The following is a 15971-nucleotide window of genomic DNA, read 5'->3' as shown; positions in this document are numbered from 1 at the left end:
GGTCAGCCGTGCACCCGCGCCACCCAGGCGGGCGGGTCGGCGATCTCGGTGGGGTGCGGCAGGGTCTCCGGGGAGGTCCACACCTGGTTGAACCCGTCGACACCGACCTGGTCGACGACCGCCCGGACGAAGACCGCCCCGTCCTTGTACTGCCGCATCTTGGCCTCCATCCCGAGCAGCCGGCGCAACAGCTTGTCCACGTTGCCCGCCCCCTTGCGCCGCTGGGTGAACTGGCGCCGGATGTGCTCGACGGAGGGGATCACGCTGGGACCGACCTCGTCCATCACCACGTCCGCGTGCCCCTCGAGCAGGGACATCACCGCGGTGACCCGGGCCAGCCGCTCGCGCTGCTCGGGGGTGGCCACCACCTGGGTGATGTCCTCCTCGCCGCGCAGCACGGCCGGCATCGCGCGGGCGATCTCGACGAGCCGCTGACCCATCTGGTCCGGCTCCGGCATCATCGTGGTGCCGACCGAGCGGGCCTGGTCGATGAGGTGCTGGCGCAGCCACGGCACCGCCGTGAACTGCACCCGGTGGGTCTCCTCGTGCACGGCCACCCAGAGGCGGAAGTCGGCCGGGTCGACGCCCAGCTCCCGCTCGGCGCCGAGGATGTTCGGTGCCACGAACATCAGCGTCGGGTTGCCCTGCGGGGCGAGGTCGTACTGCCCGAGCACCTTGGTGGAGACCCAGGACAGCAGCCCCGCGACCTCGGTGCCGGTGACCTTGCCGGAGATCGCCTGCGAGGCGGCGCCCAGGTCCGGCAGCTCCCGCCCGGCACGTTCGGCCCGCTGCCGGTCCGCCTCCCGCTTGCGCGCGATCACGTCGTCCAGCACCGGCGCGAGCATCTCCCCCATGGAGGCGCAGTTGGCGCGGATCCAGCCGGCCCGGTCCACCACCAGCGCGGGAGGCGCGTCCGCGGGCGCCTGCATCCGGGCGGTCTCGGCCACCGGCCCGACCGCCCGGGAGGCGGCCGAACGCAGGTCGGTGACCAGGGCCGCGATCTCCGCCCGGTCGGCCTTCGGCCCGGGAGGGGCCAGGCGGGCTGCGGCGGCGGCCGCGAACTCCCAGTCGACGAGGGCACTGCCCTGGACGTCGACGGGTTCGGGCACAGGGGGGGCCGGGTGGTCGCTCATCCCTCGACGGTATGCGTTCCCGCCGGTCACGGCGACCGCGGGCTCAGCAGCCGCACCGGGCGAGCTCGGCGACGATCTCGTCGAGCACCGACCGAGCCTCCAGGGTGGCGCCGCCGTCCTCGATGGCGTCGGCGGTGATCGCGTACACGAGCAGCCGGCCGTCCTCGGTGACGACGGTCCCGGCCAGCGAGGTGACACCGGGCAGCGACCCGGTCTTGGCCCGGGCGTTGCCGATGGCCGGTTCGTGCACCTCGAGGTGGAAGCGGCTCGCCAGGGTGCCGGTGTAGCCGGCGATGGGGAGCCCCCCGGCCGCGAGCACCTCCTGCAGCGCCGGGTGGGACCCGTCGGCCCCGGCCACCATGGTGTCGGCGATCATCCCCACCGAGAGCCGGGTGCCGTCGGACAGTCCGCTCGCGTCGGCGATCTCGGCGCCGGTCATGTCGAGGCCGTAGTCCTCCTCCATGGTGGACACGATCCACGCCATCACCGACTCCTGGTCGGGCTCCTCACCGTCGGCGACGGCTGCCTGGCGGGCCAGCTGCTCCACCATGGCGTTGTCGCTGGTGGCCAGGGCGAGCGCCAGCACGTCGCGGGCGGCCGCCGACTCGACGGTGGCCAGCTGGACCGCATCCTCGGGCGCCTGCACCTCCGCGGCCTCGGCCCGCGGGTCGTCGGCGTCGACCACCTCCACGCCCTCCTCGGCGAGGGCCTCCCGGAAGACCCTCGCGACCTGCTGCTCGGGCTCGTCGGGCGAGGGGTCGAAGGGCAGCGCCCGGTCACCGGAGCGGCCGAGCTGGACTATCCGACCGGTATACCCCTCCGAGACCCAGCTCGGGGTCCAGGTCTCGAGCACGTCCGGGCCGGCCACGTGGCTCAGGTCGAGACTGACGCTGATCGGCTCCTCCGGGGTGTTCGCAGCCCCCGGGGCGGGGCTCGTCGCCGCCGCGTCGTCAGCACCCGGCCCGGAGCCCTCGGCGAGCGCCTCCGCGGTCTGCGCGGCGAGGTCGGCGATCCCTGCCCTGCCCGCCACCGCCTCCGGGTTCCCCTGACCGTCGGCGAGCAGCATGTCGCCACCGGCGACCACCACGACCTCTCCCGGCTCCGCACCCGCCACCACCCGCGTGGTGAAGGTGGTCTCCCCGTCCAGGGCGGTGACGATCGCTGCGGCGGAGAGCAGCTTCGTCGTCGAGGCCGGCGTGACCAGCCGGGTCGCGCCCCGGTCGGCGAGGCTCTGGCCGGTGAGCGCATCCCGGACGGTGATCGCCCGCCGGTCCTCGTCCCCGAGCCACCGGCTGCCCAGCTCGTCGGCGATCCGGGTGGTGAGCGCGGCCCGCTCCGGCACGGGTCCTTGGGCGACCGCCCCGAGCGGGACGACGGGGGTGGCGATGCGGGGGCGGACGTCGGTGGCGGTGGTCTCGGCCGCCGCGTCCCCGGGCGCCTCGCTGGTGACGGCGTCGTCGTCCGGGCCGGCGGTGCTGGTCGCCGACGCGACCGGCACCAGCGGCACCTGCGCCACCGAGGGCGCCCCGGCCGCGACGAGGGAGAGGGACACGAGGAGCGGGGCCAGGGCATACCGGGTCAGGGGGCGGCGGGAGCGGGTCACCGGTCTCGTCGACCTCCGTCGTCACGGACCCTCCGGATGAGGGACACTGATCACCAGCCTAAGACGTCCCCGAGCCAGAAGGATCCCGCAGATGCAGTTCGACGTGACCATCGAGATTCCGCAGGGCAGCCGCAACAAGTACGAGGTCGACCACGCGACCGGACGGATCCGCCTGGACCGGATGCTGTTCACCGCGACCCGGTACCCCGCGGACTACGGCTACATCGAGGAGACCCTCGGTGAGGACGGCGACCCGCTGGACGCGCTGGTGCTGCTGGATGAGCCGACCTGGCCGGGGTGCCTGGTGGCGGCCCGCCCGATCGGCATGTTCCACATGCGGGACGAGGCCGGTGGCGACGACAAGATCATCTGCGTGCCCGCCGAGGATCCCCGCAAGATCGCCATCCAGGAGCTCGAGGACATCGGCACCCACACCCGGCTCGAGATCCAGCACTTCTTCGAGGTGTACAAGGACCTGGAGCCCGGTAAGTCCGTCGAGGGCGCCCACTGGGCCGGCCGCGAGGAGGCCGAGCAGTGCTACCGCGACTCGGTGCAGCGCGCCAAGGACCAGGGGATGTCGACCGCCCGCTGGCCGATGCCCAAGCACTGACCGGACCCCTGTCGTCCGGTGGATCACCGGAACCGATCACCCTCGCCCACCGTCGCAGCCGTACGTGGGACGGACCCACGCCCACCCGCGCTAGGCTGGGGCCGTTGGGCCACCGCGACGCGGTGGGTGCTTTTCTCGCGGGATTCCGCGACAGAATCGAGGGGAACGACTGATGACGACCGTGACCGAGACGTCCGAGGGCGACGTCACCGAGGGTGGCAAGCGCAGCCGGGGGCTGCTGATCGCCGGGGGTGTGGGGGCAGTGGTGCTGGTCGGTGGCGGCATCGCCGGCGCCGTGATGCTGGGCAGCAACGGGGGTGACCGGCCGGACAGCGTGCTCCCGGAGAACGCCGCCGCCTACGTGCAGATCGACATGGACCCGTCGGTCGGCACGAAGATCGCCGCCGTCCGCTTCTTCCAGGGCCTGGACCCCGAGGTGGAGGAGCGACTGTCCGAGGGGGACTGGCGCGAGTGGGTCTGGGAGCAGATCGAGGCCGAGGGCGACGTGCCCTCCAACGTGACCTTCGCCGAGGACATCGAGCCGTGGCTGGGCGACCGCGCCGGGATGGCGATGCTGCCCTCCGGCGAGGGCGAGGAGCCTGCCGTCGCGGTGGCCCTGCAGGTCAAGGACGGCGACGCCGCGCTGGCCTTCCTGGACGAGCAGATGGCCTCCAGCGCCGACGAGGTCGGCTACTACCTGGAGGGTGACTACGTCGTCTTCAGCCAGGCGGAGACCCTGGACGCGGTCCGGTCCGCGGCCGAGAGCGGCACCCTGGCCGACAACGACTCCTACACCTCCGACATGTCGGACCTGGGTGACGCCGGAATTGTCGCGATGTGGGCCGACCTGGCCCAGGCGGACGACATCAGCGCGTCCTCGCTCAACCCGAGCCTGGCGATGGCCGAGGAGGAGCTGGGCCTGGAGGGCGAGCAGCCCGAGGTCACCGGCCGGATGGCGGCGACGCTGCGCCTCACCCCGGACGCCATCGAGATGCACGGCATCAGCCGGGGCGTCGAGGGCGTCGCGGTGCCGGCGACCGACGGCACGCCGTTGATCACCGAGCTCCCGGCCGACACGGCCGTGGCCCTGTCCGTGGAGAACGGCGCCGAGATGGTGCAGGCCGCCTGGGACCACTACTCCGAGACCTACGGCGAGGAGCTGCAGCAGGCCGCCGACGAGGCCGAGGCCGCCGGGTTCGTCCTGCCGGACGACCTCAAGGCCGTGCTCGGCGACTCGATGGTGCTGTCCGCCGGACCGGGCATCGTCGACGCGGCGATGAACATCTCCGGGACCGACCCCAGCGTGCCGGCCCTGCCGGTGGCCTACCGGGCCACCACCGACACGGCCCGCGTGCAGGAGCTGCTGAACAGCAACGGCATGGGCGCCGGCGTGCTCGTCAGCAGGGACGACGAGGGCACGCTCACCCTCGGCAGCGACCAGGCCTACGTGGACGCGCTGGCCGAGGGCGGCGGTGACACGCTGGGCGACAGCTCCCTGTTCACCTCGACCGTGGCCGACGCCGACGAGGCGCAGATGGTGCTCTACGTCGACGTGGCCCCCTTCGAGCAGTACTACCTGCCGCAGGTGACCGACGAGAACGCCCGCACCTCCCTGGAGAAGCTCGGCGCGATCGGCATCTCCAGCGTCGTCGAGGACAGCGGTGACGGCCGGTTCACGATGCGCGTGGTCGCCGACGAGGAGTGACCCCACGCAGGTAGCCCCGCCACGACGGCGGTGGACCTGTGCACGACGACGGCCCCCGGCATACCCCGGGGGCCGTCGTCATACCGGACCGAGCGTCTCGCCGTGCCGAACCGAGCGTCTCGTCGTGCCGGACCGAGCGTCTCGCCGTGCCGGACCGGGCGTCTCGTCGTGCCGAACCGAGCGTCTCGCCGTGCCCGACGCGGCGTAAGTCGGGGTATGTCGACGGTTTGGGCGGCCTGGGCGCGTCGGGTATCCTCGACGGGTTGCCACGGGCAGCGCGCCGCCTTAGCTCAGTCGGCCAGAGCGATTCACTCGTAATGAATAGGTCACCGGTTCGATTCCGGTAGGCGGCTCCGACACAGCCCCGGACCACGCGGTCCGGGGCTTTCTCGTGCACAACCAGACGCCCGGTCCGGCGCAACCAGACGCCCGGTCCGGCACAACCAGACGCCCGGTCCGGCACAACGGGACGACGCTCGGGTGGGCACTTCGAGACGCCCGGTACGGCACAACGGGACGCTCGGTTGGGCACTTCGAGACGCCCGGTGCTAGCAGGTGGTCCCGTCCTCGGGGACCGTCCCCTCCAGCAGGTAGGCGTCGACCGCGTCGTCGATGCAGTCGTTGGACCGTCCGTAGGCGGTGTGCCCCTCGCCCTGGTAGCTCAGCAGCACGCCCGAGTCCAGGGTCTCGGCGAGCCCCTCCGCCCACTGGTAGGGCGTCGCCGGGTCCCCGGTGGTGCCGACCACCAGGATCGGGTCGGCGCCGGCTGCCGAGTAGTCCTCGACGGTCTCCCCGGCCTCGGCCGGCCAGTACTCGCAGGCTCCGTCACCGGCCAGGTAGCGGCCCCAGGTCGGGGCGGCCTCCTCGAACTGCTGCAGCACGGCCTCGTCGTCCAGGTCCTCGGCGCCCTCGGCCGGCCGGTCCAGGCAGTTCACCGCGTAGATGGCCTGCATGCCGTTGCCCTCGTAGCTCCCGTCGCTGCTCCGAGAGGCGTAGGCGTTGGCGAGGTACATGAGCATCGTCCCGTCGCCCGCGAAGGCACTCTCGAAGGCCTGGGACAGGATCGGCCAGGCACCCTCGTCGTACATCGCGACGATGATGCCGTAGAGGCCCCACCCCTCGGTGAGCTCGCCGGCGGCGTCCCCCTCGACCGGGATCGGGTTGGCGTCCAGCTCGTCCAGGAAGGCCGGGATCCGCTCCATCGCGGAGTCCACGTCGGAGCCCAGCGGACACTCGCCGGACGCGACGCAGTCCTCCACGTAGGCGCGGGTGGCCCGCTCGAAACCGGCCGCCTGGCCCAGGCCCATCTCGAGCCCGCTCAGGCCGGGGTCGATGGCCCCGTCGAGCACCAGCCGCCCCACCCGCTCCGGGAAGAGCGTGGCGTAGGTGCTGCCGATGAAGGTCCCGTAGGACGCGCCCAGGTAGGTCAGGGTCTCGTCGCCCAGCGCGGCTCGCAGCACGTCCAGGTCGCGGGCCACCTCCACCGTGGACACGTGCCCCACCAGCTCCGGCGCGTTCTCCCCGCACGCCTGCGCGAAGCTCTCCATCAGCTCCGCCGACGCGCTCTCCTCGGACGCGTCGTCCGGGGTCGGGTCGAAGGAGAGCAGGTCGTCCATCTCCTCGTCGGTGAAGCAGGTGATCGGCGCCGACCGGGCCACCCCGCGGGGGTCGAAGCCGACCACGTCGTAGGCCGCGCGGACCTCCCCCGACAGCACCATGGCCGACATCTGCGCGTAGTCCACGCCGGACCCACCGGGCCCACCCGGGTTGACCAGCAGCGACCCCTGCGTCTCCCCCTCGGCCGGAGCCCGCAGCAGCGCCAGGTCGATGCTCTGGCCCTCGGGCTCGGCATAGTCGAGCGGCACCGTCAGCGAGGCGCACTCGAAGCTGCCCTCGCACTCCGACCACTGCAGCTGCTGGCCGTAGAACTCCTCCAGCCCTTCCGGCGCGCCCTCGGTCACCGGGGTCGAGGTCGAGGTCGCGACGCCCTCGTCGCCCGAGCCGCCACCCTCGGCGGTGTCCTCGGTGGTGCCCGAGCCGCCCGTCGATCCGTCGTCGGGGGTGCACCCGGCGAGCAGGGTCAGTGCCAGGGCTCCGGCGAGCAGCCGTCCCTGGGAGGTATGCAGTGTGCGCACGTTCGTTGGTCCCTTCACCGTGATCTCACCCCCGAGGCAAGATCAAGCCAATCATCATTGCTTCGAGCACGAGCAGAGGCGCTCCGTTGGCGATCAGCCGCTGCCGTGCGGTCCCGATGGTCTCGAGCGCCTGCAGCAGCCCCTCCGGGGTGAAGGAACGAGCGAGCCGCTCGATCTGCTCCGGTTCGCCGGTGTTGATCAGCCCGACCCCCCTCGCCCCGGTGGCCAGCAGCAACGCGTCCCGGTACACCGAGGCCAGGTCGGTCAGTGCGGCGTCGATGCTGTCGTGCTGCTGGCGCCGGGCCTCCGCCTTGAGCCGGTCGTCCAACCGCTTCAGGTGCGATCGCACCGACGGCGGCTGGGTGCGGGCGGCGGGATCGGCCCCGAGCTGCTCGAGCAGGTCGCGGCGCTGCTCGGCAGCGTGGTCCTCCGAGGTCGCCTTGGCCCCTTCCCCCGCCTCGTCGACGAGGTCCTGGGCGCAGCGCAGGGCGGCGCCCAACGAGTCCAGCCCGAGCGGGATCGAGGTGATCTCCCGGCGTCGGGCCCGCGCGTGCTCGTCGGTCGCCAGCCGCTTGGCGATGCCGATGTGGCTCTGCGCCGCCCGGGCGGCGTAGTGCGCCATCGCGGGGTCGACCCGGTCGCGCCGGACCAGCAGCTCGGCGACCGCGTCGGCCGCGGGGGTGCCGAGGCGCACGTGCCGGCAGCGCGAGCGGATGGTCACCAGCACGTCCTCCAGGGAGGGGGCGCAGAGCATCCAGACGGTGCGGGCGGTGGGCTCCTCCAGGGACTTCAGCAGCGTGTTCGCGGAGTGGTCGTTGAGCCGGTCCGCGTCCTCGACGATGACCACCCGCCAGCGGCCCAGGCTGGGGCGGGCCTGCGCCTCCAGCACGAGCTCGCGCGCCTCGGCGACCTTGATGAAGGTCTGCTCGGTGTCCACGACGCGCACGTCGGGGTGGCTGCCGGCCATCACCATCCGGCAGGGCTGGCAGCGGCCGCAGCCGGGTCCCGGCTCCGCCTCACCCGCCACCTCTTCCGTCGCCCCGTCCCGCTGCCCAGCGCCCGTGCCCGGCCCTTCGCACTGCAGGGCAGCGGCGAAGGTGCGGGCCGCCACCGAGCGCCCGGATCCGGGGGGACCGGTGAACAGCCAGGCGTGGGTCATCGAGGGCGGGTGCCCGGCGGCGCGGCTGAGCGTCGCCACCACCCGCTGCTGCCCGACGAGCTGGCCGAAGACGCTCACCGTCGCGCCTCCAGGAGCCCGGCCACCCGGGCACGCACCGCGTCCGCGAGCCCGTCCACGCCCTCGCCCGCGTCGAGCACCAGATACCGCTCCGGCGCGTCCGCGGCGAGCGTGCGGAAACCGTGCCGCACCCGGTCGTGGAAGTCGTCGGCCTCCCGCTCGAGCCGGTCGTGCACGGCGCCGCGCCGCTCCCGGCCCTGCTCGGGGCTCACGTCCAGCAGCACGGTGAGGTCAGGCACCAGACCCTCGACCGCCCACAACGACAGGTCGCGCACCTCCTCGTGCCCGAGCTCGCGGGCGGCGCCCTGGTAGGCGACGGAGGAGTCCAGGTAGCGGTCGGTGAGGACGATCTCGTCCCGCTCGAGCGCCGGCCGGACCACGGTGGCGACGTGCTGCGCGCGGTCGGCCGCGAAGATCAGGGCCTCCGCCCGCGGGGCCACCGACCCGTCCTCGCCGTGCAGCACCAGCTCCCGCAGGGTCCGGCCCAGGGTGGTGCCACCCGGCTCACGGGTGTGCAGGACGGCATACCCCTGCTCCTGCAACCACTGCCCCAGCAGCCGCGACTGGGTCGACTTGCCGGCCCCGTCGCCCCCCTCGAACGCGATGAGCAGACCCCGCCCACGACCGCTCGAGGCGGTGGTGGGCGGGGTCCGGACGATCACCTGGGCAGCCTACGGGACGGGTATGACCTCACCCCCGGCCGTCCACAGCCGGGCGTCAGCCCCGGGCGGCGTTGGCGACGGCCGCCTCGTGCACGTACCTGGCCAACCCCGCCGCGAGGTCCTCGTAGGTCTTCTCGAACCGCGGGTCGTCCACATAGAGCCGGGAGATGTTGGCGTGCATCTCGCGCGGGCAGTCGTAGAACCAGCGGCAGATCTGCTGACGGCCCTCCTCCGCGGCGTCCATCGCCGCCTCCGAGCCTGTCGGCTCTCCTGCCTGCAGCAGCGCCACGAAGCGGGCGTTGATCTCGTCCTGCTCGGCCTTGATCTGCTCCCACTCCTCCTTGCCGTAGGACTTCGTCCGGCTGGACGACTGCCGCCAGGCGTCGGTGTCGCCCCAGCGCTGCTCCGCCTCCGCCTGGTAGTCGTCGAAGTTGTCGGCGAAGCTCTCACCGAAGATCTCCCGCTGCTCGGCGCGGCTGATCTGGTACCCGTTCATCTCACCCTCCAGTGCTCGGTCGATGGCCGCTACGAGCCGGGTGAGCTCGGCGACCTGGTCCGTGACCCTCGCCCGCTGCCGGCGCAGGTGCTCGACAACCGTGCCGGTGTCGGCCTCGTCGCGCAGCAGCGTCGCGATCTCCGTCAGCCCGAGTCCGAGCCGGCGGTAGACGACGACGTGCTGCAGCCGCTGCAGGTCCGGCCCGGTGTAGAGGCGGTAGCCGGCGTAGCTGCGCTCCGAGGGCACCACGAGACCGATCTCGTCGTAGTGGTGCAGGGTGCGCACGCTGACGCCGACCTCCTCGGCCACCTGGCCGACGGTCAACGGCTGCTCAGTCATCGTGTCCACGCATCCGAGCGTGCTGCCTCACGGTGCGTGAGGGTCAAGCCGGGAGCGGGTCGGCCTCGTCGCCGGTCAGCGTGCCCCGCCCGCGGAGCGACTCGAAGATCAGCGAGGTCTCGGCGTGCAGCACCCCCGGACGGTTCGTCAGGTGGTCGAGCACGAAGTCCCGCAGCGCGTCCGCGCTGGGCACCGCGACGTGCACGTAGTAGTCGATGGCGCCGGACACGTGGAAGGCACCCAGCACCCCCGGCAGTTCGGGCACCTGCTGGGTGAACTCCTCGAAGTTGGCCCGCCGGTGGCCACCGAAGCGCACCGCGATCATCGCCTCGACCGGCCTGCCGACCGACACCGGGTCGATGTCCGCGTGGATCCCGCGGACGACACCGCGCTCCCGCAGCGACCGGACCCGGACCAGGCAGGTGGACTCGGCGATCCCCACCTCCCGGGAGAGCATCGCGTTGGACATCCGGCCGTCCTGCTCCAGCAGGCGGACCAGCGCCAGGTCGGTGTCGTCGAGCGGTTTGGCGTCACGAGGAATCTTCGGCACGACACGAGGGTATGCGCATCGGCGCCGTCCGTGCGGCAGCCCGGCCGCGCACCGCGCGACCGGGCTGCCCCGACGTGACCCTCGCCCGACCTACTCCAGGGTCCGCAACTGGTCCAGCACGCCCTCCTGGACGGCCATCGTGCCGCCAAGGACGACGATCCGTCCGGGCTCCAGCCGCTCCAGCGCGGACCAGGTGGCCCCGGGCACCCCGTCCTTGCGCACCAGCAGCATCGGCACCTCCTGCGCCCCCGCCCGGGCCGCCCCGGCGAGCGCGTCCGGCCAGTCCTGCCCGGAGGCGACGTAGACCGGGTCGGCGGTGTCGTAGGCCCGCGAGACCAGCGCCGCCGTGCCGTAGCGGTCGGCACCCGCCACCCGGGTGACCGTCCCGAACTCGGCGAGGGCCGTCTCGACGGCCTCGCCGACGGCGCCCTCACCGCCGAGCAGCACGATCTCCTGCGTCCCCAGGTCGCGCAGGGCGCTCGCCGTGGCGGCGGGCACCGACCCGGGCCGCACCAGCAGCACGGGCGCGTCCTGAGCCCCGGCGACGGCCGCCGCCGCCAGGGCGTCGGGATAGGTGTGTCCGGTCGCGACGTAGGCGGTGCCCGAGGAGCCGAACTCCTGCGCGACCAGGGCTGCGGTGCGATAGCGGTCCAGCCCCGCCACCCGACGGGTCGGTGCCTGGGCGACGTGCTCGACCTGGTCCAGGACCTCGTCCGTGACCGCCGCCTCACCGCCGAGGACGACGACCTCCTGCGGGTCGAGGCGCTGCAGCTCCGCCGAGGTCACGCCCGGCAGCGAGCCGGGCCTGGTGAGCAGCACCGGGGCCTCGGTGCTGCCAGCCAGGGCGGCCGCCGCCAGGGCGTCCGGGTAGGTCGCCCCGGTGGCCACGAAGGCCACCTCGACGCCGGGCTCGTAGCCCTGCGAGAGCGCCACCGCGGTGCCGTAGCGGTGCTCGCCGGCCACCCGGACGACGTCGGGGTGGACCGGCCCGGGCGGCTGCTCGCAGTCCTCGTCCAGCAGGGTGAAGTCCTGCTCGACGACCTGACCGCGCACCGGTGCGACATCGGCCGACGCGCTGAGGTGGCCGGCCGCCGAGGCGATGAGCTCGAGGTCACCCACCCGGGTGTCGATCCACCGGGCATACCTGCCCTCGGTGTCGGTCACCATCCGCCAGGACGGCTGGTCGGCACGTTCCGGGTGGGCGTCGACCACGGCACCGCCCAGGGGCGTGCCCGAGCCGGTGCAGTCCTGGCCGTCGACGACGCCGGCGAGCTTGCCCCACGCGTTCGGGGGCAGCACCGACATGGTCACCTCGACGGTGGGGTCGCTGCCCGGGACACCGCCACCGACGCGGACGCCGGCCGTGTAGGTGCCCGGTTGCGCGACGTCACCGTCGGTGACGACCTGCACGGTCGCCGACTCCCCGGGTGCCAGCGACAGCTCGGTCTCCGACAGGCTCAACCAGGGCACGTCGGCCCCGGTGTCGCCGCATTCCTCGAATCCTGGGAGGTACTCGACCACGTCGAGCGGGCCGTAGTCGTCGACCCCGCCGACCTGGACGAAGCCGCACGCCCCCGAGCCGCGGTATGCCGCGACGTTCGGGTTGGGCAGGTCCGCCCAGCTGTCGTCGACCGGGTCGTAGGCGAAGGCCTCGTTGGACACCCCTCCCTGCTGGATCCCGCCACTGACGACGAGCGAGCCGTCGGCAGCTGCGTAGGCGCTGCCCCAGGAGTCCGAAGGTGCCTGGGCGACCGGGGACCAGGTGTCCGAGGACGGGTCGTAGGCGTAGGTCGACGAGCTCCCCTCGCCGCTGTCCGGCTGGACGCCACCGGTGCAGTAGAGCCGCCCCTCGATGCCGCCGCAGGAGACGAAGGCGCTCGCCTCCGGGTACTCCGCGAGCTCCTCCCAGCTGTCCGAGCCGGGGTCGTAGGCGCTCACCGCGCTGGAGGCCGGTGAGCAGTCGGCGGTGGTGCATCCCGCCACGGTGTAGAGCCGTCCGTCGAGCACCGCCTGACCGGCGGCGGAGACGGCGGCCGGGTTGTCGGCGGCCTCCGACCAGGAGTCAGCCCCCGCATCGTAGACGGCCGTCGCCGTGGTCGGGGACCCGGAGGCGTCCCAGCCACCGCTGACCACGAGCTGGCCACCGGTGACCCCGGCTGCCGGCGCGTTGACCGGCTCCGGGAGCGGGGCCAGCTCGGTCCACTCCATCCCCTCGGGGTCGTACCGGTGCACAGCGGCGCTCGGCTCGAGGCCGTCACTGCCGCCGAGGACCACCCAGTCGCCGTCGACGGTCACGGTCCGGGAGTCCACCACCGGGAACGGGAAGGGCGTGAGCTCGGTCCACGGCTCCTCCTGGGGCTCCCGTCCTGCCGGGCGCTGCCCGGGCTGCAGGTCGAGACCCGGCGCGGCGGAGACCGAGGCGTCCACCGGGCTGGTCCTGGCGGGCGCCCCCTGCGCGTCGGTGCTGGTGACGGCTCGCCCGTCGGCCCGCAGGATGGTCGAGCTGCCGGACACCTCGGCGAGGACGACCTCGGCCGCGGCCGTGCCCTCGTTGGTGACGGTGAGCTCGGCGCTGTCGGAGCCGCCCAGCAGCACCTCCGTGTCGATCGAACTCGGGTCCACGGACAGGACGCCACCGTCCAGGGTGACGTCCGCGCGCACCGCGCCGCCGTCGGGGACGGTCACCTGCTGGGTCGCGGGCGTGTACAGACGGGCCGCGGCCTCGAACGGGTGCTCCCCGGCGAGAGTGCTGAAGAGCCAGTAGAAGCCGTCGTCCTGGTTCACGTCGGCGGGGGTGTCGGTGCTGGTCCCCCGGTCGTCCGGGGCGTCGAGACTCGTGACGACGGCGCCCCGCACGGGCGCCCCGTCGACCCCGGAGGAGACGTTGCCGTAGACGTAGCCACCCTCGCCGGAGGGGTCGCAGGTACGCGACCCGATGAGCACGTCGTCCACCTGCCACCACAGCGCCCAGGCGGCGTCGTGGTAGTGCCAGCGCAGCCGGACCTCAGTCTGGTTGGCCGCGGTCGGCAGCGGGATCGTCCGCGTCACGCCCGGCTGGGGCGTCGTGTAGCTGGCGACCGTCGTCCAGGTGTCACCGCCGTCGATGCTGAGGTCCACGTCGGCGACCTCGGCGTCCCACTGCTCGAAGCTGTGCGAGAAGGTCACCGAGGGGGCGCTCTCCGCACCGAGGTCGACCACCGGTGAGACCAGCGAGGTGTCCTGCGTGCCCTCGGGCCCGTAGAAGTCGCTGTCGACGATGGCGGCGCCACCCTCGCCCCCGGTCATGTTGCCCCGGCCGGCCGGGTCGTCGAACGCCCATACCTGGCCGTTGCCGACCACGTCCTCGACGCTCCAGCCCGACGGGGTGACCCCGTCGTCGAAGGTCTCGGACAGACCGTCGGTGGTGCGCTGGTACCCGGGGGCGGTGCAGGAGTCGGCATCGACCAGGGCGGCCACGTCGACGACCGCGTCACCCGCGAGGTCGAGGTCGCTGGTCGCCACCTGGTAGCCGGGGTACTGGACCTCGACCCGCAGATGGGCCGGGGTGTCCAGCGGGACGTCGAGCTCGTAGCTGCCGTCGGCGGGGTCGGTGAAGGTCAGCAGCGACGTCCCCGCCACCGAGACCTTGGCGTACAGCGGGTAGCCCTGCCCCGACCCGTCGGTGACGGTGCCGCTGACGGTGCCGACCGGGGACGGCTCGAGCGCGAAGTCCTGGGTGACCGTCCCGTCCAGCGGGACGGTGACCGAGGCCACCGCCTGCTCCCAGCCGAACCGGGAGGCGGTGAGCGTGTAGTCACCGGAGGTGACGAGGGCTCGGTAGCTGCCGTCGGCGCCGGTGGACAGGGTGCGCTCCAGCGGCCCCTCCACGGTGACGACCGCACCCGGGAGCGGGTCCCCGGTGGTCGCGTCGGTCACGGTGCCCTCGACGACGCCGGTCTCCCCGGTGGGCGCGGCCTCCAGCAGCGCCAGCGCGTCCAGGCGGCCCTCACCGAAGACGTTGTTGTCGGCGTCGGTGCCACCGCACTGGTCGTCGGGGGTGTCGACGGCGGTGCCGTCCAGCAGCTCCCGGGTCAGGTCGATGTCCCCGACCAGGGCGGGCGCCCCCGACCAGAGCAGCGCGATGGCGCCCGCCACGTGCGGGGACGCCATCGAGGTACCGCTGTAGTAGGCATACCCGTTGCCCGGGACGGAGGAGCGCACCTCGGTGCCCGGGGCGGACACGTCCGGTTTGATCGCGCCGTCCTGCCCGGCGCCGCGGCTGGAGAGGGGGTTGATCTCGGCGGCGGCGTCGTAGTTGCCCACCGAGTAGTTGACGATCCGGCTCCCCGGGGACCCGGAGGACTCGCAGCCGGGCCCGTTGTTGCCGTTGGCCCAGACGCCGAACTGCCCGGCCGCGGCCCAGGCCAGCGAGACGTCCTCCATGAACGGGTCGTTGGACGGGGCCAGGGTGCCCCAGGAGTTGTTGATGACGTGCGGCCGCATGGCCGGGTCGGGGTCGGTGCCGTCGGTGCGGGTCGGGGCCAGCATCCACTGGCCCGACTCGATCAGCGCCTGGTCGCTGGGGCAGCAGCCGTTGGCCGCGATCCACCGGACGCCGGGGGCCACCCCGATCTGGTTGTCCCCGCCGTCGTCCCCGGCCATCGTGCCGGTGACGTGACTGCCGTGCCCGTCCGTGTCGACCGGTTCGTCCGGCGAGACCCCCGCGGCGTCGAACCAGCTGTAGTCGTGGTCGAAGGTGCCGTCGCCCTGGTTGCCCCGGTAGGAGCCGACGAGCGCCGGGTGGTCGTACTGCACGCCGGTGTCGATGGAGGCGACGACCACACCCTCGCCGGTGACGCCGAACTCGCTCCACACGTCGTCGGCGTTGATGTCCGCGATCCCCCACTCCACCGCGGCGGGCCCGATCTCCCCGTCGGGGGACGGCTCCGGGTCCGGTGCCTGGTAGCTGACCGTGGGGTAGATACCCTCCACCTCGGCGCGTCCGGCGAGGTCGAGCGCCAGCTGCTCCGAGCCGCCGCTCACCCGGACGGCGTTGCTGATCCAGAACGTGCTGTAGCCGACGCCCGCGGAGTCGAGCTTGGCCCTGACCCCCCGCTGGCTCTGCTCGGCGGTGCTGGTCAGCGCGTCGTACACGCCCTGACCGCGGGCCGTCCAGTCGTCCACCCCCTCGTAGACGCTCAGGTCCGGACGCTCCTGCAGGCGCACCCAGAAGTCGACCCGGTCACGCTCCTCGAAGTCCTCCTGCACGGCCGCCTCGATCTTGTCCCGCGCGTCCTGGGTCGGAGCGGCGGACGCCGCGACGGGCGTGGCGGCCAGCAGGCCACCGCCCGCCAGCACCGCGGCACACACCGTCGCCCACCATCGCCTGCCCCGACCTGCGTCCATGCGTCGCCTCCCAGCGTCCCGTCCCTGAGCCCAACCCTGAGCGAAGACTAGGCCCGGCCTGCTCGGCACCGCTATACCCACGGCGCCGAGGCAGACACACCGCAGGTATGCCTGTT

At 73.1% G+C, this 15971-nt stretch carries 10 protein-coding genes and 1 tRNA gene; 3 read left to right on the top strand and 8 right to left on the bottom strand.

Annotation, left to right across the window (positions count from 1 at the left end; genetic code table 11):
* Nucleotides 1-2 precede the first annotated feature (2 nt).
* Nucleotides 3-1133: a zinc-dependent metalloprotease gene (locus ACI3EY_RS03215; protein WP_405039395.1), complete on the bottom strand. Its 1131-nt coding sequence runs from the start codon at nt 1131-1133 to the stop codon at nt 3-5.
* A gap of 43 nt (nt 1134-1176) precedes the next feature.
* Nucleotides 1177-2736, bottom strand: coding sequence for a D-alanyl-D-alanine carboxypeptidase/D-alanyl-D-alanine-endopeptidase (locus ACI3EY_RS03210; RefSeq protein ID WP_405039394.1), 1560 nt, complete (start codon nt 2734-2736; stop codon nt 1177-1179).
* A gap of 91 nt (nt 2737-2827) precedes the next feature.
* Between ACI3EY_RS03210 and ACI3EY_RS03205 the strand changes: the two genes are divergently transcribed.
* From ACI3EY_RS03205 to ACI3EY_RS03195, 3 genes are all read left to right on the top strand, one after another.
* Nucleotides 2828-3346 carry an inorganic diphosphatase gene (locus tag ACI3EY_RS03205; RefSeq protein WP_405035682.1) on the top strand — a complete coding sequence of 173 codons (519 nt, stop codon included), beginning with the start codon at nt 2828-2830 and terminating at the stop codon, nt 3344-3346.
* 172 nt (nt 3347-3518) lie between these two features.
* Nucleotides 3519-5051, top strand: coding sequence for a DUF3352 domain-containing protein (locus ACI3EY_RS03200; protein ID WP_405039393.1), 1533 nt, complete (start codon nt 3519-3521; stop codon nt 5049-5051).
* Nucleotides 5052-5330: 279 nt separating this feature from the next.
* Nucleotides 5331-5404, top strand: a tRNA-Thr gene (locus ACI3EY_RS03195).
* 195 nt (nt 5405-5599) lie between these two features.
* On the opposite strand, the gene ACI3EY_RS03190 is transcribed toward ACI3EY_RS03195, so the two are convergent.
* From ACI3EY_RS03190 to ACI3EY_RS03165, 6 genes are all read right to left on the bottom strand, one after another.
* Nucleotides 5600-7186 (bottom strand): alpha/beta hydrolase, encoded by a 1587-nt coding sequence (locus ACI3EY_RS03190; RefSeq protein WP_405039392.1) that lies wholly within the window; start codon nt 7184-7186, stop codon nt 5600-5602.
* 25 nt (nt 7187-7211) lie between these two features.
* A complete protein-coding gene (locus ACI3EY_RS03185) occupies nt 7212-8423 on the bottom strand; it encodes a DNA polymerase III subunit delta' (protein WP_405035679.1) in 1212 nt (403 codons plus the stop codon).
* Entirely contained in the window at nt 8420-9085 is a 666-nt protein-coding gene (gene tmk / locus ACI3EY_RS03180) for a dTMP kinase (protein ID WP_405035678.1), read from the bottom strand. Before tmk ends, ACI3EY_RS03185 begins: the two co-directional genes overlap by 4 nt.
* A gap of 55 nt (nt 9086-9140) precedes the next feature.
* Entirely contained in the window at nt 9141-9920 is a 780-nt protein-coding gene (locus ACI3EY_RS03175; RefSeq protein WP_405035865.1) for a MerR family transcriptional regulator, read from the bottom strand.
* 43 nt (nt 9921-9963) lie between these two features.
* Nucleotides 9964-10470 carry an Lrp/AsnC family transcriptional regulator gene (locus ACI3EY_RS03170; RefSeq protein ID WP_405035677.1) on the bottom strand — a complete coding sequence of 169 codons (507 nt, stop codon included), beginning with the start codon at nt 10468-10470 and terminating at the stop codon, nt 9964-9966.
* 90 nt (nt 10471-10560) lie between these two features.
* Entirely contained in the window at nt 10561-15819 is a 5259-nt protein-coding gene (locus tag ACI3EY_RS03165; RefSeq protein WP_405039391.1) for a cell wall-binding repeat-containing protein, read from the bottom strand.
* Nucleotides 15820-15971: the final 152 nt, after the last annotated feature.

Source organism: Serinicoccus shuyuelongi, from assembly GCF_045032955.1.
Classification (GTDB): Bacteria; Actinomycetota; Actinomycetes; order Actinomycetales; family Dermatophilaceae; genus Ornithinicoccus.
This window is presented reverse-complemented; position numbering and strand designations above follow the sequence as displayed.